The sequence below is a fragment of the Flavobacterium sp. LS1P28 genome (assembly GCF_003970335.1).
In the GTDB taxonomy this organism is placed as follows: Bacteria; Bacteroidota; Bacteroidia; order Flavobacteriales; family Flavobacteriaceae; genus Flavobacterium.
The window spans coordinates 302,002-321,499 of record NZ_RYDI01000002.1 but is presented as its reverse complement, the minus strand read 5'-3'; the positions used below and the strand labels follow the sequence as shown (position 1 = coordinate 321,499).

The 19,498-nt window shown below is 35.2% G+C and carries 17 protein-coding genes; 11 read left to right on the top strand and 6 right to left on the bottom strand.

Annotated elements, in window-relative coordinates:
- Positions 1 to 34 precede the first annotated feature (34 nt).
- The 10 genes from map (at position 35) to rlmB (ending at position 13,075) form a co-directional block, all read left to right on the top strand.
- Positions 35 to 853 (top strand): type I methionyl aminopeptidase, encoded by an 819-nt coding sequence (gene map / locus EKL97_RS03370; RefSeq protein ID WP_126568115.1) that lies wholly within the window; start codon positions 35 to 37, stop codon positions 851 to 853.
- Between the two features lie 77 nt (positions 854 to 930).
- Positions 931 to 1,305: a GxxExxY protein gene (locus EKL97_RS03365; RefSeq protein ID WP_126568113.1), complete on the top strand. Its 375-nt coding sequence runs from the start codon at positions 931 to 933 to the stop codon at positions 1,303 to 1,305.
- Positions 1,306 to 1,389: 84 nt separating this feature from the next.
- On the top strand, positions 1,390 to 2,154 hold the full coding sequence (locus EKL97_RS03360; RefSeq protein WP_126568112.1) for a class I SAM-dependent methyltransferase: 765 nt from the start codon (positions 1,390 to 1,392) through the stop codon (positions 2,152 to 2,154).
- A 251-nt stretch (positions 2,155 to 2,405) separates the two neighbouring features.
- Positions 2,406 to 3,671 (top strand): DUF5103 domain-containing protein, encoded by a 1,266-nt coding sequence (locus tag EKL97_RS03355; protein ID WP_410503676.1) that lies wholly within the window; start codon positions 2,406 to 2,408, stop codon positions 3,669 to 3,671.
- Positions 3,672 to 3,752: 81 nt separating this feature from the next.
- Positions 3,753 to 4,139, top strand: coding sequence for a Co2+/Mg2+ efflux protein ApaG (gene apaG / locus EKL97_RS03350; RefSeq protein WP_126451805.1), 387 nt, complete (start codon positions 3,753 to 3,755; stop codon positions 4,137 to 4,139).
- 164 nt (positions 4,140 to 4,303) lie between these two features.
- The gene (gene pruA, locus EKL97_RS03345; RefSeq protein ID WP_126568110.1) at positions 4,304 to 5,932 is read left to right on the top strand and encodes an L-glutamate gamma-semialdehyde dehydrogenase; all 1,629 of its coding nucleotides are present in this window, start codon (positions 4,304 to 4,306) and stop codon (positions 5,930 to 5,932) included.
- 534 nt (positions 5,933 to 6,466) lie between these two features.
- Positions 6,467 to 9,673, top strand: a complete 3,207-nt coding sequence (locus EKL97_RS03340) for a SusC/RagA family TonB-linked outer membrane protein (RefSeq protein WP_126554566.1) — start codon at positions 6,467 to 6,469, stop codon at positions 9,671 to 9,673.
- 17 nt (positions 9,674 to 9,690) lie between these two features.
- A complete protein-coding gene (locus tag EKL97_RS03335) occupies positions 9,691 to 11,343 on the top strand; it encodes a SusD/RagB family nutrient-binding outer membrane lipoprotein (protein WP_126458816.1) in 1,653 nt (550 codons plus the stop codon).
- A gap of 60 nt (positions 11,344 to 11,403) precedes the next feature.
- On the top strand, positions 11,404 to 12,270 hold the full coding sequence (locus EKL97_RS03330; RefSeq protein ID WP_126458813.1) for a hypothetical protein: 867 nt from the start codon (positions 11,404 to 11,406) through the stop codon (positions 12,268 to 12,270).
- Positions 12,271 to 12,340: 70 nt separating this feature from the next.
- A complete protein-coding gene (rlmB, locus tag EKL97_RS03325; protein WP_126458809.1) occupies positions 12,341 to 13,075 on the top strand; it encodes a 23S rRNA (guanosine(2251)-2'-O)-methyltransferase RlmB in 735 nt (244 codons plus the stop codon).
- A gap of 144 nt (positions 13,076 to 13,219) precedes the next feature.
- Here rlmB and EKL97_RS03320 read toward each other — a convergent pair whose 3' ends face one another.
- On the bottom strand, positions 13,220 to 13,927 hold the full coding sequence (locus EKL97_RS03320) for a rhomboid family intramembrane serine protease (protein ID WP_126568108.1): 708 nt from the start codon (positions 13,925 to 13,927) through the stop codon (positions 13,220 to 13,222).
- Between the two features lie 236 nt (positions 13,928 to 14,163).
- Between EKL97_RS03320 and EKL97_RS03315 the strand changes: the two genes are divergently transcribed.
- Positions 14,164 to 15,441: a replication-associated recombination protein A gene (locus EKL97_RS03315; protein WP_126458803.1), complete on the top strand. Its 1,278-nt coding sequence runs from the start codon at positions 14,164 to 14,166 to the stop codon at positions 15,439 to 15,441.
- 62 nt (positions 15,442 to 15,503) lie between these two features.
- On the opposite strand, the gene EKL97_RS03310 is transcribed toward EKL97_RS03315, so the two are convergent.
- Genes EKL97_RS03310 through EKL97_RS03290 form a run of 5 tightly spaced genes read right to left on the bottom strand, consistent with a single transcriptional unit; the run spans position 15,504 to position 19,478 of the window.
- A complete protein-coding gene (locus tag EKL97_RS03310; protein WP_126568107.1) occupies positions 15,504 to 16,247 on the bottom strand; it encodes a hypothetical protein in 744 nt (247 codons plus the stop codon).
- Between the two features lie 2 nt (positions 16,248 to 16,249).
- Entirely contained in the window at positions 16,250 to 16,939 is a 690-nt protein-coding gene (locus EKL97_RS03305) for a YjjG family noncanonical pyrimidine nucleotidase (protein WP_126458796.1), read from the bottom strand.
- Positions 16,940 to 16,948: 9 nt separating this feature from the next.
- Positions 16,949 to 17,644, bottom strand: coding sequence for a RadC family protein (radC, locus tag EKL97_RS03300; protein WP_126568105.1), 696 nt, complete (start codon positions 17,642 to 17,644; stop codon positions 16,949 to 16,951).
- An 11-nt stretch (positions 17,645 to 17,655) separates the two neighbouring features.
- Positions 17,656 to 18,114: a GNAT family N-acetyltransferase gene (locus EKL97_RS03295; protein ID WP_126458793.1), complete on the bottom strand. Its 459-nt coding sequence runs from the start codon at positions 18,112 to 18,114 to the stop codon at positions 17,656 to 17,658.
- A gap of 8 nt (positions 18,115 to 18,122) precedes the next feature.
- The gene (locus tag EKL97_RS03290) at positions 18,123 to 19,478 is read right to left on the bottom strand and encodes a UDP-N-acetylmuramate--L-alanine ligase (protein ID WP_126568104.1); all 1,356 of its coding nucleotides are present in this window, start codon (positions 19,476 to 19,478) and stop codon (positions 18,123 to 18,125) included.
- Positions 19,479 to 19,498 lie beyond the last annotated feature (20 nt).

The window sequence follows — 19,498 nt, the reverse complement described above, 5'->3', positions numbered from 1 at the left end:
AAATTGTATTTTTGCAACTTGAAAAAATGAAATTATGATTATTATAAAATCCCGTGAAGAAATAGAATTAATGCGCGAAAGTGCGCTGATCGTATCAAAAACATTAGGAATGATTGCTTCTGAAATCAAAGAAGGAGTTACCACATTATACCTGGATAAATTAGCCGAAACCTTCATTCGCGACCATGGAGCTGAACCAAGTTTTCTTGGCTTATATGGTTTTCCAAACTCCCTTTGCATGAGTCCAAACGCACAAGTAGTCCATGGAATTCCAAATAACAAACCATTAGAAAGCGGGGATGTAATCTCGGTAGATTGTGGAGCTTACAAAAATGGATACCATGGCGATCATGCGTACTCTTTTGAAATTGGCGAAGTGGCTCCGGAAACTAAAAAACTATTACAGATAACCAAAGAATCCTTATATATCGGAATCCGAGAATTTAAAATAGGAAACCGCGTGGAAGATGTGGGCAATGCCATTCAAAAATATACCGAATCATATGGATACGGTGTCGTACGGGAATTAGTGGGTCATGGCGTAGGACAAAAAATGCATGAAGATCCTGAGATGCCTAATTATGGCAAAAAAGGAAGAGGCAAACTTTTTGTAGAAGGGATGGTTGTTGCCATTGAGCCGATGATTAACATGGGAACTAGAAACATCAAGCAACACAAAGACGGCTGGACAATCACGACAGCTGACGGAAAACCAAGTGCCCATTTTGAACACGACGTAGCCATTATCGATGGAAAACCAGAAATTTTATCCACTTTTGCTTATGTTTATAAATCGTTAGGAATTGTAAGTACAGAAGAAAATGAGTTTAGACGAGAGCCTTTAATATTGTAACTATTTAAATGGCAAACACGAATTTCACGGATTTACACTAATTCATATCATACTAAAGATTACTATCGTTATAAAAAATGGAAGAAATTTACCTAAAAGAAGAATCCTATAAAATCATTGGTCGCTGTATGGAAGTACATAAAATTTCAGGTAAAGGCCACAGTGAGAAAGTATACGGAGATGCTTTAGAGTATGAATTCAAGAAAAATGAAGTCCTTTTTAAACGAGAATCAAAGTATAATATAGAATACAAAGACATCATCTTACCTAGTTACTATTTTGCTGATTTTGTCATTTACGACAAAATTATTTTAGAAATAAAAGCCATACAAAGTCTTTCTAGTGGAGAAATAAAACAAACATTAAACTATTTAGCAGCTTCACAAAATAAACTTGGACTACTTGTTAATTTTGGTGAAGACAGTCTTAAATATAGAAGAATAATTCTTTAACAACCTACGATTCATAAAATTCATTTTACATCATCTTAAGTTCGTGTAAATTTGTGAAATTTGTGTTTTAATTTATTCCAAATTGTGAAAAAACTTTTCAAACTCGTACTAAATACAATTCCCCGTCCATTACTTATTCGTTTAAGCTATGTTGCTAGGCCAGTTTTGGCATTGGCTTTGAAAGGGAATTCCTTTACAGATCCAATTGACGGAAGAAGCTTTAAAACTTTTTTACCTTACGGTTACGGAACACAAAGAAATAATGTGCTTTCACCAAGTACCCTTTCATTAGAGAGACACCGTTTATTATGGTTGTACTTAAATGAAAAAACTGATTTTTTTACGTCTCCAAAAAAAGTTTTACATTTTGCACCGGAACAAGCTTTTTATAAACTGTTTCGAAACCAGAAAAATCTAGATTACACGACAACCGATTTGTTTTCACCGTTAGCAGATGTGAAAGCAGACATTTGTAATTTACCTTTTGAGGACAATCAATACGATGTTATTCTGTGCAATCATGTTTTAGAACACATTCCGGATGATACCAAAGCAATGCAGGAACTGTATCGGGTTTTGAAACCGGGCGGAATGGCAATTTTACAAATTCCACAGGATTTATCCAGAGCCACCACTTTTGCAGATGATTCTATTACGGATCAAAAAGAACGTGCTAAAATATTTGGTCAATACGATCATGTCCGTATTTATGGCCGCGATTATTTTGATAAATTACGAAGTATCGGCTTCAAAGTAATCGAAGAAGAGTATACTAATAAAATTGCACCTGAATTAGTAGAAAAATATTGTTTGGCCAAAGGGGAAATTATCCCGGTTTGTTTCAAATAATTGAAAGTATAAATTTACACCATAAAAAAACCTGCTAAAGTTACTTTTTAGCAGGTTTTTAGTTTAGTAGTGCGTCAGTTGATTTTTCTTATAAGCCGTTTATTTGTAATACAAATAATCAGTTAGTCTTTAAGACTGGAACGAATTAAAACGATTTGACAGCTATTACTTTCGAAATAATTAATGTAAAAACTAGATGAACCAAAGACAAAAGGTAATTGCTATATTTACACAATCTTACGTTTTATAAAATGGAAAACCCTTTGCTCAAAATAGCTGCTTTTATGCTTACTGCATTTTATTCCTGCGTTTCTTTGGCGCAAATAGAAAAAGAAGTTGCTCCGCCATACCACATTAAAACCATTTCATTTGTTCAAAATGACCAAACTATAATTCCAATTTTAAAACTAGGCGAAGGATTTCAATTGCAATTTGATGATCTTTTTGGCAATGAAGCCAATTATTATTATGAAATAATTCATTGCGATTACAACTGGAACCCAACGGCAATACCTAAAAACGAATATTTAGAGGGTTTTGACAACCAGAGAATTCAGGAGTACACCAACTCTTTTAATACTTTACAAATCTATTCGCATTACAAATTAGCCATTCCAAATCAGTTTACGCTTCAATTAAAAATCAGCGGAAATTACATGATAAAGGTTTTGGATGAAAACAGAGAAATCGTGTTTTCGAGAAAATTTATTTTATACGAAGACCTGGTTACGGTTCCTATTCAAGTCAAACGAGCACGAACAATAAACACAATTGAATTGAAACACAATTTAGATTTTGCGATTAAATCTAATTCCATTGTTTTCCAAACTCCGTTGCGGAATGTCAGAGTGCTATTACTTCAAAACGGACAACTAAATAGCGGTATAAAAAATATAATTCCGCAATATACGATAGGAAATGATTTGATCTACAAATATGATACTGAAACGCAGTTTTGGGCGGGAAATGAGTTTTTGTTTTTCGAAAATAAAGACATCAGAGCCGCAAACAACAACATTGGTCGGGTAGACTTTAGCACCCCTATTTATGGTTCTTTTTTATACACTAATGCTGCTAGAGCCAATTTTCCGTATTCCTTTACCCAAGATGTTAATGGAGCTTTTGTAGTCAAGAATATAAGCGCTGCTGACAGCGAATTCGAAGCGGATTATGCCTGGGTCTATTTCAGTCTTTCGGCCCCCACTTTCAGAATGAATAAAAATATTTATGTTGCCGGTATGTTCAATAACTACGCATTAATCCCTGAATATAAGATGGACTATAATCCTAAAAAAGGGCTTTATGAAAAGGCTATTTTAATAAAACAAGGGTTCACAAACTTTCAATACCTTGTTGCAGATGACAAAGGAGTTCTTGATCCGGAAAATGCGATAGATGGCAATTTTTATCAAACAGAAAATGAATATACCATAGTAGTCTATTACAGAGAAAACATAGGTCGTTATGACAGGGCTGTGGGCAAAGGAATGGCAAATTCAATAAACACCATCAATTAAAAAAACTTTCATAAAATTCAACAAAACGACACCCTTTTTTTGTAAATTTGTTAGTACTAAACTCCTACACACCCATTTAATATGGTTTCTCAAATAACAAGAGGTATAAAAATTTCAGTATTGACTAGTTTTGAAGGTACGTACGTTAAGAACTACAAGCTTCATTTTGCATTTAGTTATGAAATTACTATTGAAAACCACAGTAAAGATTCCGTTCAATTAATCTCGCGTCATTGGGAAATTTATGATTCCTTAAATGATATCGAAATTGTTGATGGCGAAGGGGTAATTGGGAAAAAGCCTGTTTTAAAACCTGGCGAATTTCACACCTATAGTTCCGGTTGTCTATTATCATCCCCTTATGGTGCGATGAAAGGGTATTTTAACATGATTAATTTCACCTCAACAAAAAACTTCAAAGTCATTGTACCTACCTTCCGATTGTGTGCTCCATTTGCTTTAAATTAATTTTTTTACTTAAAATATTCCTTTTTCTTATTCCTGTTTTATCAAATTTTAAAATTATCCTTTGTACTTTTGCACTACAATAATTTTTTGATAAAATAACGAGTAATTTATTTTTTAATTTTCTAATCTTAATCTCTTCAAACAGATTATCAAATTACATTATCATGCTAAAAGGATTTTTTCATGCGCCAAAAGCAGTAAACGAACCAGTAAAAGGGTATGCACCAAATTCACCTGAAAAAGCCGCCGTACAAGCCGCTTATACTAGAATGTGGAATTCTAAAATTGACGTACCATTATATATAGGAAGCGAAGAAATTAGAACAGGGAATACCAAAACAATGTCAGCGCCTCATGACCACAAACATAGTGTAGGAACGTATCATCTTGCCGAAAAATCACATATCGAGAAAGCTATTGCAAATGCATTAGAGTCAAGAACAGCTTGGGCTAACATGGCTTGGGAACAGCGCGCAGCCATTTTCCTTAAAGCCGCTGAATTAATTGCTGGCCCTTACAGAGCCAGAATTAATGCCGCAACCATGATTGCTCAGTCTAAAAATGTTCATCAGGCCGAGATTGATGCGTCATGTGAGCTAATTGACTTTTTGCGTTTCAACGTAGAATTCATGACTCAAATATATGGAGACCAGCCGGCATCCACCTCAGATATGTGGAACCGTCTAGAGTACAGACCTCTTGAAGGATTTGTATACGCAATCACACCCTTTAACTTTACTGCAATTGCCGCAAATCTTCCAGCAAGCGCCGCAATGATGGGGAACGTTGTAATCTGGAAACCAAGTGATAGTCAAGTTTTTTCCGCGCAAATTATAATCGAAGTGTTCAAAGAAGCTGGTGTTCCTGATGGAGTTATCAATGTAGTTTTTGGAGACCCTTTAATGATTACCGATACCATTCTGGCAAGTCGGGATTTTGCTGGAATTCACTTTACAGGTTCCACTCACGTATTCAAAGATATCTGGGCAAAAATTGGAACTAACATTCACCATTACAAAACGTACCCAAGAATCGTGGGGGAAACAGGCGGAAAAGATTTCATCATAGCGCATTCAAGCGCAAACCCTAAACAAGTTTCTACGGGAATTGTTCGAGGCGCATTTGAATTCCAAGGGCAAAAATGCTCTGCAGCCTCTAGATCTTATGTCCCACAAAGCTTATGGCCCGCTGTAAAAGAGCAAATTATTGCGGATGTAAAATCAATGAAAATGGGATCTCCAGAAGATTTTAGTAATTTTATTACTGCCGTTATTCATGAAGGCTCCTTTGATAAATTGGTCAGTTTTATAGACCAAGCCAAAAAAGATACTGATGCGGAGATTATCGTTGGCGGGAACTATGACAAATCAGTTGGATACTTTATTGAGCCAACGGTAATTGTAACGACTAATCCTCATTATACCACCATGGCAACTGAACTATTTGGTCCAGTTATGACTATTTTTGTATATGAAGATGCAAAATGGGAAGAAACACTAGAATTGGTAGATACAACGTCTGAATACGCATTAACAGGAGCCGTTTTCAGTCAGGACCGTTACGCAATTGAAGTGGCGACAGGGAAATTACAAAATGCTGCCGGTAACTTCTATATTAATGACAAACCAACGGGTGCCGTTGTAGGGCAACAACCTTTTGGCGGAGCAAGAGCTTCAGGAACCAATGACAAAGCAGGTTCTCCATTGAACTTATTGCGCTGGGCTTCTCCAAGAACAATCAAAGAAACTTTCGTTACTCCGGTAGATTACAGATACCCTTTCTTAGGAGAATAGCTAAAATGAGGAATTCACCTCACCAAATAAAGTATTTCTTAAAAAATCCCAAGATTCAAAGCAATTGAATCTTGGGATTTTTTTTAGGTCTAGACGTTAACACCAAAAAAACGCTGTTATCCAATAAATACTTTTCCAAACTGATTGCCCCTTTGAAAACTATTTATAAACCACCCCAATTACATCCTTTGGATTGTTTTTGTTACTTTATTAAAAAAGCGCAATGAAACTTTAGCGATTTTTGACTTCCCTTTTATTTTTCAGACAAATCGAATTCTATCTTTTCAAGAAAACAGACTGGCCTTTATCGAAAATAATTTCAATTAATTGATTCGTCTTTGGAAAGAATTAATTAGCCCAATAAAATAAAAAACAATACTAAAATTATAATTAGTTCAATTTTTTGGCTTTAAAAAGAAACAAAAAACATTTTTTAAGGTTAATTACTATTATATAAAATAAAAAATTAAGATAAGATTAGGATTTTTAACTTAAAATTTAGATTTTTGAAGAATATAACCAAAAATCATAACTATGAAACTAAAGTTTAATGGATTCTTAGTACTACTACTAGTACTTGTGACGCAATTGACCTTTGCACAAGAACGATCTGTTTCAGGGATCGTTTCTGATAATGCAGGAATGCCTATCACGGGAGTCAGTGTATTAGTAAAAGGGACTAAATCAGGGACACAAACTGATTTTGACGGAAAATTTTCAATCAAAGCTACATCAAGCCAAATCTTGATTTTTAGCTATATTGGAATGAAAACTCAGGAAAGAGTAGCAAATTTCGAGAACTTGAAGGTTAAACTTATGGAAGACTCACAAGCTCTAGAAGAAGTCGTAATTACATCTCAAGGTATAAAAAGAGAGAAACAAGCAATTGGTTACGCAGTTAGCCAAGTTAAAGCAAAAGATCTAGAACAAAGGTCAGAAGGTGATATAGCTAGGGTTTTAAGCGGAAAGGCTTCAGGAGTGCAAATCATTAATGGTAGTGGTATTTCTGGTTCCGCAACAAACATCAACATTAGAGGTAACTACTCTGTTAGTGGATCATCTCAACCATTATTCATCGTTGATGGAGTTCCTTTTAGCTCAGACACGAATGCTAATGGTTCATTCATTAATGGTAACTCTGGTTCAAGTAGATTCTTGGATTTAGATCCGAACAACATTGAAAACGTAAGTATCCTAAAAGGATTTGCAGCTGCAACACTTTACGGAACTGAAGGTAGAAATGGTGTAATTTTAATTACTACAAAAAGTGGAAGTTTAAAAAAAGGACCTAAAAAAACAGAGATTTCTGTAAGTCAATCCCTTTTTGCTAACGAAATAGCATCTTTACCAGATTACCAAAATAAATTTGGTAACGGATTTGACCAAGCTTTTGGTAACTTCTACAGTAACTGGGGTCCTGGATTTTATCCAAATGGTATTGGTGGTTACACAAATCCAAATTCTGGAATTGCTGCTGATGGCACAATCAAACACCCATACGACAGAGCAAACTTAAATTCTGCTTTTCCAGAATATATTGGTAAAAGAGTACCTTATTCTGCAAAACCAAACAACGTTAAAGATTTTTTTAGAACAGGTATAGTTGCTAGTACTTCTGTTAATATTGCTGGAGCTTCAGCTGACGGAAAAACTAGTTTCAACTTTAACTTTGGTCATTTAGAAGATGAAGGATTTACACCTGGTAACAAATTAGGTAGAAATTCAATCTCTATTGGTGGTAAGTCTGCTTTAAGCAATAAATTTACAATTAGCGGAACTTTAAACTATTCAAATACTAATTTTAAAAGCCCACCAGTTGCTTTAAGTACAGGCTCAGGAGCTTCAGGAACAGGTTTGTCTGTGTTTTCAGATGTGTTTTACACACCTCGTAACGTAGACCTGATGGGATTACCTTTCCAAGATCCTATTACAGGAGGAAGTGTTTATTACAGAAATGATGGTGGAATTGTAAATCCAAATTGGACAGTAAACAATGCTTTCACATCACAATTAACAAATAGAGTTTTTGGTAATTCAGCTTTGAAATACGACATTAACGACAATTTGAACATAACGTATAGAGTAGGTATTGATAATTATACTGAAAGAAACGTTTCAGGAACTAATAAAGGTTCTGGAGGAGCATCTACCTCTGGACCGGTTTTAGGAGACTACAGAACATTTGATAACCTTAATACAATATGGGATCATAACATATTAGTAACCGGTCAGTACACGCTTACTGATAATTTAGGACTGAATTTCAGTGTAGGGGCAACTTCCAGATCTACTAAATATGACCGTCAGGGAGTTAATAGTGTAGAGCAATTAGGATTTGGAGTATTTAGACACTTCAACTTCAAAACACAAACGCCAATTCAGTACTCAGAAAGCCGAAATATTGCAGGTATCTATGGTCAAGTTGAACTTGATTATAATAAATGGGCTTATTTGACACTTTCTGAAAGAAAGGACTGGGTATCTAATACAAATATTAATACTTTGGATTACCCAAGTGCGAGTTTAGCGCTTATTCCAACAAAAATATTCTCTGAAATAGCATCAGATAAGGGTTTAAATTATTTGAAATTAAGAATGGGTTATGGTACCTCTGCTGGATTTGCAACAGGATATCCAGTTTCAAACAACGTAACATTAGCTCCAAGAGGAAACATAAACGATGCAGGAACTACATTTCCTATTGTATCAGCTTCAAATAACTTAGGAAATCCTAATTTGAGACCCGAACTATTGACTGAGATTGAACTTGGTTTTGATTCCAAATTTCTGAGTAATAGAGTAAGTTTAGATTTTTCTTATTTCAAAAGAAAAACAAAAGATTTAATTACCGACAGACCATTACCTCCAAGTTCTGGATTTGGATCAACAAAAACAAATATCGGTCAAATTGACGGAGAAGGTTTTGAAGTTGATTTAGGTGTAAGCGTTATAAATCACGCAAACAATGGATTTAACTGGGATGTTAGTGCTAACGTAACTAAATCTAAATCTATCGTTACTTCTTTAGGCCCTGACACAGAACAAATTGTTTATGATGGATATTCTAACTTAGGTAACGCTGCAATTCCTGGGCAACAATTTGGTATAATTGTAGGTAGTAGAATTCAAAGAGATGCTAATGGAAATAAAGTTGTAGAAAGTACTGGTTTGTATAAAATCGAACAAGGTATCTTTAACATTGGTAATCCAAACCCTGATTATATATTAAACGTTTCTAATAGTTTTTCATACAAAAATTTTAATTTTGGATTTTTAATTAATTATACAGCAGGTGGAGATATGTTTTCACAAACAATCGCAACTTTGTTAGGTAGAGGTCTTACAACTGATACAGTAGATAGATTAAATACATATATTCTTCCTGGTGTAAAAGCTGATGGATCTGTAAATGATATTCAAATCAACAATTCAGATAATTATTTCAGTAATATTATAGCTGGTGCTGACGAAATGAAAATTTATGACGCAACTGTAATTAGACTTTCTGAAATATCTTTTGGATATAACATACCACGTAAATTATTAGATAAAACCCCATTTGGAGCTCTATCTATATCTGTATCAGGTAACAACTTGTATTACAATGCTATAAATACTCCTAAAGGAATCAATTTCGACCCTAACGTAGCTGGTCTTGGAGTAGGTAATGGTAAAGGATTTGACCACTTGAATGGCCCAACGGCTAAAAGATATGGTTTTAGTATTAAAGCAAGTTTCTAAATTTAAAAATAACAATTATGAACAATACGAAAAAAATAGCAAGTGTAATAATTTTGTTCTTAGGGGCATTATTATACTCTTCTTGCGAGACAATAGACATGGATATGAAAGAGGATCCAAATGCATTATCTGTTGACAAGGCAGATGTGGATTTCTATTTAAATGGTGTTCAACGTTCTTTTGCACTTAACATGCAAGCTTATGGTAGAACAAGTATGGAAGTAACAAGGATGACTAATATGTTTGGTAGAAGTTATGAAAATGCTTATAGCCCTGCTACATTAGACTCAAAATGGGCAGTTTCTTATCAAACAGTTTTAAAGAACATCCAATTAATGAATGTTAAAGCTGCAGAAAAAGGATTGAAACGCCATATTGGTATGGGACAGGTATTAGAAGCATACACTATTGTTAACTTAGTTGACTTTTTTGGTGATGTCCCCTATACTGAAGCTTTATTAGGAGCTACTAATCTAAATGCAAAGGCAGATACTGGAGCTTCAATTTACAATGCTGCTTTAGTTTTACTAGATAAAGCAATTGTAAATTTTTCAGAAACTAGTCCAACAACAACTACTTTCAATGATTTTTATTACAATAAAGATTGGACTAAGTGGATTAAGTTAGCTAATTCTATTAAGATGAAAATCTACATTCAAAGAAGATTAGTTGACCCTTCAGCTATCGCTAGTTTTAATACTATTGTAGCAACAGGAAACTTTATGCAAACTGCTTCAGATGATTTCCAATTTGACTGGAATTCAAATGTTAACAACCCTGATGGAAGAAGTCCTTTATACAGAGACAACTATTTAACTACAGGTACTTCTGAATACCAATCAAACTGGTTTATGGATTTAATGCTAAGTGACAAGTCTATAGCTGACCCTAGAATGAAATTCTACTTCTACAGACAGTTAAACGGACAATCACCAATTGACCCTACTACATTAAAATGTTCTATTGAACCAGCTCCAGCTCACTACGTAGCCGGAGGTTATACTTACTGTACTGTAGCTAATGGATACTGGGGCAGAGATCATGGAGACAATTTTGGTATTCCACCAGATGCTGACAAGAAAACTGCTTATGGAGTTTATCCTGCAGGAGGTCGTTTTGATGATAACACATTTAAAACTGTAAATAACTTAAGTGGAGCTAAAGGAGATGGAATTACACCAATATTACTAAGTTCTACTATGGATTTCTACAGAGCTGAAGCTGCGTTATACGGAGGTATAGGAAGTGCAAAAGCATTTATTTTATCTGGAGTTCAAAAATCATTCACTAAAGTGAGAGCTTTTATATCTAGAGATGCTGGTGCTATAGTATCAACTGTACCTGCTACAACAAGGGATGTAACTTATATGAACGAAGTTGGAAATAAATTTGATGCTGCTACTTTAACAGGTCAAAGAGAAATTCTTGCGAAAGAATTGTTCATCTCGGTTTTCGGAAACGGAACAGATGCATACAACTTTTATAGAAGAACTGGATTCCCTCAAAGAATTCAACCAAATCTAGAACCAAATCCTGGGCAATTTATAAGATCATTTTTATATCCAGCAAATGAATCTTCTTCTAATTCAAATATGAAGCAAAAAACTAGCGTTTCAGCAAGAGTATTCTGGGATAACAATGCTACAACTGGATTTCCAATTGGTAACTAATAAATATTAAACATGAAAAAATATATAAAAAACTTAACGTATTGCTTACTTGCAATGGGCATGGTACTATTACAATCTTGTAGTAGTGATGAAAGTACTGCAGACAATGTACTTGCCAACACTACAAGAGGCGCAATTTTAAGAACTTTAAAAGTAAACCAATCTACTTTTAATTTCTTTGATACAACTTCTAAATGGTCAGTAAATATTGAAGAACAAGATAGTAAAAATGGAGATCTTCTATCAGAAGTTAGATTGTATGTAAAACACACTAAAAATGGAGTAACAAGTGCCGAAAAATTAGTGAAATCATATTCCGCAACAGCCTTTCCAAAAGGATCTAATAATTTACCTACAGGTGAAGTAAGTGCTACACTTGCTGAGACTCTGGCTAAATTAGGGCTTACAACCGGAGGTTACACTACATCCGATAAATTTACAATGAGATTAGAATTAGTGTTAACGGATGGTAGAACATTTACTAATACTAACTCTTCTAGTACAGTTGTAGGTGGAGTTTACTTCTCATCAGGATTTGTATATTCAGTTCAATTCTTTTGTCCATTAGCTAGTGCAGCTGCTTTCAATGGTAACTACAAAGTAACCGCTGATGCTTGGGCTGACTACGCAGTTGGAGATATAGTGCCTGTTCAATACGTATCCACTGATGGATTGTATACATTTAGAATTAGAAATACAAACAATCCATACTTAAACAATCCTTCGACATCCTATATGATAGTAACAATCAACCCTTCAAATGCAGTGGCAACTGTTACTGCTAATGAGCAGTTCGACTACACAGGCTGGATGAAGGTAACAGTGACTGGATCAGGATCTGTAGGTTCTTGTACTGGGGACATTAACTTAAGATTAAACTTCAGTGGATCGTCACAAAATCAAACTTTTACCTTAGTTAAAATTTAGATTAAATAAATTTCCATATATCTAAAACCACCATCATTACGATGGTGGTTTTTTTTTATATATTTACACCATGGAAAAAGAACATCAAATATTTGGGATTAGAGCTATAATCGAAGCCATACAAGCAGGCGCAACAGTAGACAAAGTCTACATTCAGAAGGAAGCGAGCAGCGAACTGATGAAAGACTTAATGAAAGTGATGAAGCGCGGTAATATTAACTTTTCTTATGTTCCGGTTGAAAAACTAAATAGACTAACGCCCAATAACCATCAAGGTGCAGTGGCAACCATATCCCCTATCTCCTTTTTTGATTTAGAAACATTGATTGAGTCTGTAATTGAAAACGGGAAAAAACCATTGTTCTTAATATTAGATCAAATCTCTGATGCGCGTAATTTTGGCGCTATCATCAGAACTGCTGAATGCACCGGCGTAAACGGTATTATTGTCCAAAAAGCAGGCTCAGCTCCTGTGAATGGCGATACGGTAAAAACCTCTGCAGGAGCTGTATTCAATATTCCAATTTGCAAAGTAGAACACATCAAAGATGCTATTTTCTTATTGCAAGCAAGCGGTATCAAAACAGTTGCTGCAACTGAAAAAACAGATCAAAACATCTATGATATCTCTTTGAACGAGCCTGTTGCCATAATTATGGGATCTGAGGATCGTGGTGTAAACCCATCTGTATTGAAGATTGTTGACGAAAAAGCTAAACTACCTATGTTTGGAACTATTGGTTCGTTGAATGTATCCGTAGCTTGTGGTGCTTTTTTATACGAAGCGGTAAGACAGAGAAGTTAATTTCCAAACCCTTCCCAAAGAATAGGGAACCAAAACAAATACACTAAAAATGAATCAAGACTCCCGTTTTGATTCATTTTTTTTGTTTGTAACAATGTGATACCCTACATGGAAATTGGAAGTATAATACGTTGATAATTGCTGTTATACTTCATTTTCCTCATTTTCTTCATTTTTTGGAAGATTTACAAAATTACCGTTGGCATCAAAACGCTGCATGAATTTATCCGCCAAGGGATCATAATCCGGATGTTCCCAATCATACTTATGGACTTTTTTATATTCTGGAGTTTTATATACTAACGTAAGAAGGAATCCGGAGAGCAACCCTCCCAGGTGACCTTCCCAAGAAATAGACTTATTACCTGGAATCTCAGGACTTGGAAAAACATACCAAACTAAACCTCCATAAACAACAATCACGGCAAGAGACAAGGCTATTAATCGATTGTACTTTGTTTGAATTCCCTTAAAAAAAATAAAACTAAACAACACATAAATCAAACCACTGGCTCCAATATGGTAATTCTCCCGACCAATAATCCACGTGATAAATCCAGACAATAGAATTCCATACCCAACAACCGCCAACGATTGTTTCGCATAGAAAAATTGTAAAGCGACCAATAATACCAATACAGGTATCGAGTTGTTGTACAAATGCTCTATATCACTATGAATAAAAGGACTGAACAAGATTCCTTGCAGACCTGAAAATGTTCGAGGGTAAATACCGTTTTGGACAAAGTCAAAATCAAATCGAATTTCGAGCCAAAAGACAAACCACAATACTACCACAAAAAAAAGAGGCAGTCCAATAACTAAATTCGTGAATTTAAAATGTTTGTCCATGAATCCTACTTGTTTATACTATCATCTTAATTCAAAAACTTCTCCAAAAGCAATTTAATGCAATTTTGTCATAGTACAACCCAAGAGTAAAATTAAACACAAGAATTCCTAGCCCAGATGGAAACGGCATCCCACGCTTTTTTGCGTGGATATAGTGTACAGCTGGAAATAGCTCCGAAAAATAAATTTGACAATCATAAATGGGCTTAGATTAAAAAAAATATTAATTTTACACTATGGAAGCACCACTTGCAGAACGCATACGACCACAAAAATTAGAGGACTACATCAGTCAATCCCATTTGGTTGGACCAAATGGTTCCTTGACACAACAAATTACAAAAGGAATTATCCCTTCCTTAATTTTTTGGGGACCACCGGGCACTGGTAAAACTACTTTAGCGCAAATTATTGCACAGGAATCAAAACGACCCTTTTATATTTTGAGTGCCATCAATTCCGGTGTGAAAGACATTCGCGAGGTGATTGAAAAAGCAAAGCAAAGTGGGGGTTTGTTTACGGCTAAAAACCCTATATTATTCATTGATGAGATTCATCGTTTTAGCAAATCCCAACAAGATTCGTTATTGGCTGCGGTAGAAAAAGGGTGGATCACCCTAATTGGTGCCACAACAGAAAACCCTAGTTTTGAAGTTATTCCAGCACTATTGTCCCGATGTCAGGTGTATGTTTTGAACGCTTTTAGCAAAAAAGACTTAGAAACACTTCTGGAACGCGCCATAAAAACAGACGCTTATTTGCAGACCAAAAACATTAAACTAAGAGAAACAGAAGCCTTATTGCGCCTTTCCGGTGGCGATGGACGTAAGCTGTTGAATATTTTTGAACTTGTTGTACATGCATCCGAAGAAGACGATGTTATAATCACTAACGAACGTGTTTTTGCTTTAGTACAACAAAATACCGTTTTGTATGACAAAACTGGCGAACAACATTATGACATTGTTTCAGCTTTTATAAAATCCATTCGGGGAAGTGATCCAAATGGTGCTGTGTATTGGCTTGCCCGCATGATTGAAGGCGGTGAAGATGTTAAATTTATCGCTCGTCGAATGCTTATCCTGAGTAGTGAAGATATAGGAAATGCCAATCCAACTGCTTTTATTATGGCCAATAATACCTTTCAGGCGGTTGCCACAATTGGATATCCGGAAAGCAGGATTATATTAAGCCAATGTGCCGTTTATTTAGCCACTTCCCCTAAAAGTAACGCTTCGTATCTGGCCATTGGAACTGCGCAACAACTTGTAAAACAAACTGGCGATTTACCGGTACCAATTCACTTGCGCAACGCGCCCACTAAATTAATGAAAGAATTAGGGTATGGCGAAGAATATAAATATGCACACGATTACACAAATAATTTTGCAGAACAAGAATTCCTTCCTAATGAACTGTCCAACAATCCCATCTATATTCCCGGAAATAACTCCCGAGAAAACATCACAAGAGAATTCTTAAAAAACCGCTGGAAAAATAAATATGGCTATTAAAACACAAAAAGGGATACACCGCAGTACATCCCTTTTAGAAAAATAATTAATTTATAATTGCACTAAAACTTTACCGCTATTTTTTCAGAATATAATTTGTTGTTTTCATAATACTCAAAAAACCATTGGTTGTTCTTAGCAATTAAAACACCTTTAATATCTCCTTTGAAAGCGATAAAAGATTCGGCACTAGAGGTTTTAAAAACTTTCATAACAACTTTTGGAGAACTATCAATCAACTGGAAACCGGTTGCCGTAGGCTGAGCATAAAGCAAATCCATTTCTTTTTCATCAGATACTGAGTCGCTGACTACTTTTTGAGCCAACACCACCGGAGCGGCCAAGGGCTTGGTAACTTCTGGCTCCATAGTTGTATTTATAGTACCGTTATATTTATATTGCAACTCATTAACGGATTCAAAAGCTTTGTTAAGCGCTTCGCCATACGCAGTTTCATATTGTTTCTCCTTGCTTTTCCCCACTGCAGATTGGAAAATTATTTTCCCGTAACAATCCTTAAGTGTCACAAATAACTTAGTCATCAAAAAAGCATTTTCTTTAACAACATCCATATACAACAAACTGCAACGGTCACTGTAGTCACTTGGAATGGCTTCTTTGCTGTAAAAAGCTTCAAAACCGGCTTTGTTTAGATAGAATTTAGACATTGTTGTCAGTCGATACTGATTCTCTGTTTTGAGGAAATCGTACTTAACGGGAATAATCACAGCTTTATAATCGTTTACCGATTGAGAATAGGAATAACTAACAACTAATATCAGCAGGAATACTAATGATTTTTTCATCTTTATAAATATTTTTTAAGTTCTAATAAATGGTTAATTTGTATGATGTGCTGTTCTACCTGAACTTTACTTTCATTAAAAAAAATAGCTTGCAGTCCAGCATCCAGTGCTCCTTGAACATCCGCTTCTAGACTATCACCAATCATGATACTTTTTTCTTTTTTGGCTTTGGCCAAATCTAAAGCGTAATCAAAGATAATGGGATTTGGTTTTTTTACCCCAGCCATTTCTGAATTAGTTATGGTCTGAAAATAGCTTCCAATTTTTGAATTGTTCAATTTTTTAAATTGCACTTCCGCAAAACCATTGGTTATAATATGCAAATTGTATTTAGGTTTTAAATACTCCAAAAGTTCCACTGTCCCATCAAAAAGATGATTGTTGTCCGGCAAAAACCGAATATAATCATCCGCAATAGTCTCTATTTCTTCATCTGAAATAGTATAACTCAACGCATCAAACGAGTGTTTCAATCGATTGTACCGCAATTCCTGATGGGTAATCTTATCGTATTGATAAAGTGCCCAACACGCTTGGTTAATTGGAACATATTTTTCAATAAACTCCTTGGTTGCTATCGTTGGATGATTTCTGTTAAAAATAGTCTCAAAAGTGAGCTCTGAATTTTTATCAAAATCCCAAAGGGTATGATCTAAATCAAAAAAAACGTCCTTTATATGTGTTTGTTTCATTTTGTAATTTTAAAATATCCCTTCATCTGCAAAGCTGAAATAACTGGTTTCAGTTATAATAAGATGATCTAATACTTTTATTTCTAAACTATCACCTGCCAATTTCAATTTTCTTGTAATTTGTTTGTCAGCATCACTAGGAATCAAGGTTCCGGAAGGATGATTGTGACACAAGATCAATGCTGTAGCTCCGATTTCGAGTGCCGTTTTGAAAACGATTCGCACATCGACCAATGTTCCGGTGATTCCGCCTTTACTCAATTGGGATTTCGACAGTACCTTATTGGAGTTATTCATATAAATAATCCAAAATTCTTCGTGTGGTAATTCCCCAATAATAGGCTGCATGATTTCGAAAATGATTTTGCTGGAAGTAATTTTTGTCAATTCCACAACCTCTTCGCCTCTTCTGCGTCTTCCTAATTCTAAAGCAGCAATAATAGAAATGGCCTTTGCCTCTCCTATTCCTTTAAATTGCATGAGCTGAGACAGTGATAATTTTCCTAAGGCATTCAAATTAGTATCTACGCTTGCCAAAATCCGTTTACTCAAATCCACCGCTGACTCATTCCTGCTGCCGGAACCTATCAAAATAGCTATCAGTTCCGCATCACTCAAAACACTTTTACCTTTCAGCATTAGTTTTTCACGTGGTTTATCGTCTTCGGACCAATTGGTAATAGAAAAAAAGGAATTTTCAGCCATTCGCTTGTTGTTTAAATTTGTTTGCGCATGCAAATACTATTTTCTAAACCCACATAAGGCTCATAATTATCAACAATAACATATCCCGCTTTTTGATACAAAGCAATAGCTTCCTTTTGCTTGTATAATGTTTCCAAAACAGAAAATGATGATCCAGAATCCTGCGCCCAAAGTTCCAATTCTCGTAAAATAGTTTGAGCCAATCCCATTCCTCGCACCTCAGGAGAAACAAACATACGTTTTATTTCAATTGTATTTTTATCATATTTTTTAAAACAACCGCAAGCAACAGCTTCGTTTTTTAGATATACAACAATAACATTTGGGTTTAATTCCAAAATATTATTACCCCAATAGTCGGTTTTTAATTCGGGATAACGCTCCCATAAACTTTTATCTAAAGCGCTAATAAGAGCCATAAAATCAGGATTTTCGCTTGTAGTCTTAGCAATTCTTATAGAATCTTTCATAGCATTATTTACTTTACCAATTCCTTTACTTCATCAAAATTCAATCCGCCGTAATTACCGGAACTCATCAACAACAAAGCCGAATTTTCAAGGTTTAAATTAAACAAATAATCCGCAAAATCTTTTGGATTGGTATAAATAATTAAATCTTTTTTGTTAAAAGCAGTAGCAATTTGCTCGTGTGTTACTTCCTCCAATTGTTTGATTTTTACGGCATCGGGCGAATAGAAAACTACTGCTGTATCAGCATATTCAAGTGCGCCTTCGTATTCTTTCAAGAATTCCGCATTCAAGCTACTATAAGTGTGAAGTTCTAAACAGGCCACTAAGGTACGATTTGGATATTGTTCTTTTACCGCCTTAGTCGTTGCCGCCACTTTACTTGGGGAATGTGCAAAATCTTTATAGGCCACTTTTGTTTTACTCTCCGCAATTTTTTCTAATCGCTTTGATGCACCTTTGAAACTGGCAATGGCTTCATAAAAATCAGCTTCATCAACACCCATATTCTGGCAAATCCATTTGGCACCAGCCAAATTATTAAGATTATGTGCTCCAAAAACTTCAATTGGCATGTCGCCTTCCGGAGTTTCCAGCAGTGTCACACCCTCATTAACAGTATATTTTGGGGTATGATAGGCTAATTTTCGGATTGGATTTGTAGCCCCTTCTGCAACACGTTTTACTTCAGTATCATCTTCATTATACACGAGAATCCCGCCATTGGTAATTTTGCCAATAAAAATTTCGAACTGCTCCACGTAATTTTCGTAAGTTGGAAAAACATTGATATGGTCCCAAGCAATCCCTGAAATTAGAGCAATATTCGGTTGGTATAAATGGAACTTTGGTCTTCTGTCTATCGGCGAGGACAAATATTCATCTCCTTCTAAAACGACAAAGTCATTCTCTTCCGTAAGATGCACCATTGTATCAAATCCTTCCAGTTGAGCGCCAACCATGTAATCTACAGCAATGTCATGGTAGTGCATTACATGCAAAATCATCGAAGTTATAGTTGTTTTTCCATGAGAACCACCAATAACCACACGTGTTTTATTTTTAGATTGTTCGTATAAAAACTCCGGATACGAATATATTTTGAGTCCTAATTCCTGGGCTTTCAATAATTCAGGATTATCTGCTTTGGCATGCATACCAAGAATTACAGCTTCAATAGCTGATGTTATTTTTTCAGGAAACCAGCCTAATGCTGGCGGTAAAATCCCTTTTTTGTCTAATCTAGATTTTGACGGTTCAAAAATGGCGTCGTCACTTCCCGTAACTTGATATCCTTTGTTGTGTAATGCTAAAGCCAGATTGTGCATGGCGCTACCTCCGACAGCTATAAAATGTGTACGCATTAATTGTTTTAATTTAGAGT

Bases quoted from the DNA above. Each gene is read 5' to 3' on its own strand.
- map (WP_126568115.1), top strand. From the start codon at position 35: ATGATTATTATAAAATCCCGTGAAGAAATAGAATTAATGCGCGAAAGT.
- EKL97_RS03365 (WP_126568113.1), top strand. From the start codon at position 931: ATGGAAGAAATTTACCTAAAAGAAGAATCCTATAAAATCATTGGTCGC.
- EKL97_RS03355 (WP_410503676.1), top strand. From the start codon at position 2,406: ATGGAAAACCCTTTGCTCAAAATAGCTGCTTTTATGCTTACTGCATTT.
- apaG (WP_126451805.1), top strand. From the start codon at position 3,753: ATGGTTTCTCAAATAACAAGAGGTATAAAAATTTCAGTATTGACTAGT.
- pruA (WP_126568110.1), top strand. From the start codon at position 4,304: ATGCTAAAAGGATTTTTTCATGCGCCAAAAGCAGTAAACGAACCAGTA.
- EKL97_RS03340 (WP_126554566.1), top strand. From the start codon at position 6,467: ATGAAACTAAAGTTTAATGGATTCTTAGTACTACTACTAGTACTTGTG.
- EKL97_RS03335 (WP_126458816.1), top strand. From the start codon at position 9,691: ATGAACAATACGAAAAAAATAGCAAGTGTAATAATTTTGTTCTTAGGG.
- EKL97_RS03330 (WP_126458813.1), top strand. From the start codon at position 11,404: ATGGTACTATTACAATCTTGTAGTAGTGATGAAAGTACTGCAGACAAT.
- rlmB (WP_126458809.1), top strand. From the start codon at position 12,341: ATGGAAAAAGAACATCAAATATTTGGGATTAGAGCTATAATCGAAGCC.
- EKL97_RS03320 (WP_126568108.1), bottom strand. From the start codon at position 13,927: ATGGACAAACATTTTAAATTCACGAATTTAGTTATTGGACTGCCTCTT.
- EKL97_RS03315 (WP_126458803.1), top strand. From the start codon at position 14,164: ATGGAAGCACCACTTGCAGAACGCATACGACCACAAAAATTAGAGGAC.
- EKL97_RS03310 (WP_126568107.1), bottom strand. From the start codon at position 16,247: ATGAAAAAATCATTAGTATTCCTGCTGATATTAGTTGTTAGTTATTCC.
- EKL97_RS03305 (WP_126458796.1), bottom strand. From the start codon at position 16,939: ATGAAACAAACACATATAAAGGACGTTTTTTTTGATTTAGATCATACC.
- radC (WP_126568105.1), bottom strand. From the start codon at position 17,644: ATGGCTGAAAATTCCTTTTTTTCTATTACCAATTGGTCCGAAGACGAT.
- EKL97_RS03295 (WP_126458793.1), bottom strand. From the start codon at position 18,114: ATGAAAGATTCTATAAGAATTGCTAAGACTACAAGCGAAAATCCTGAT.
- EKL97_RS03290 (WP_126568104.1), bottom strand. From the start codon at position 19,478: ATGCGTACACATTTTATAGCTGTCGGAGGTAGCGCCATGCACAATCTG.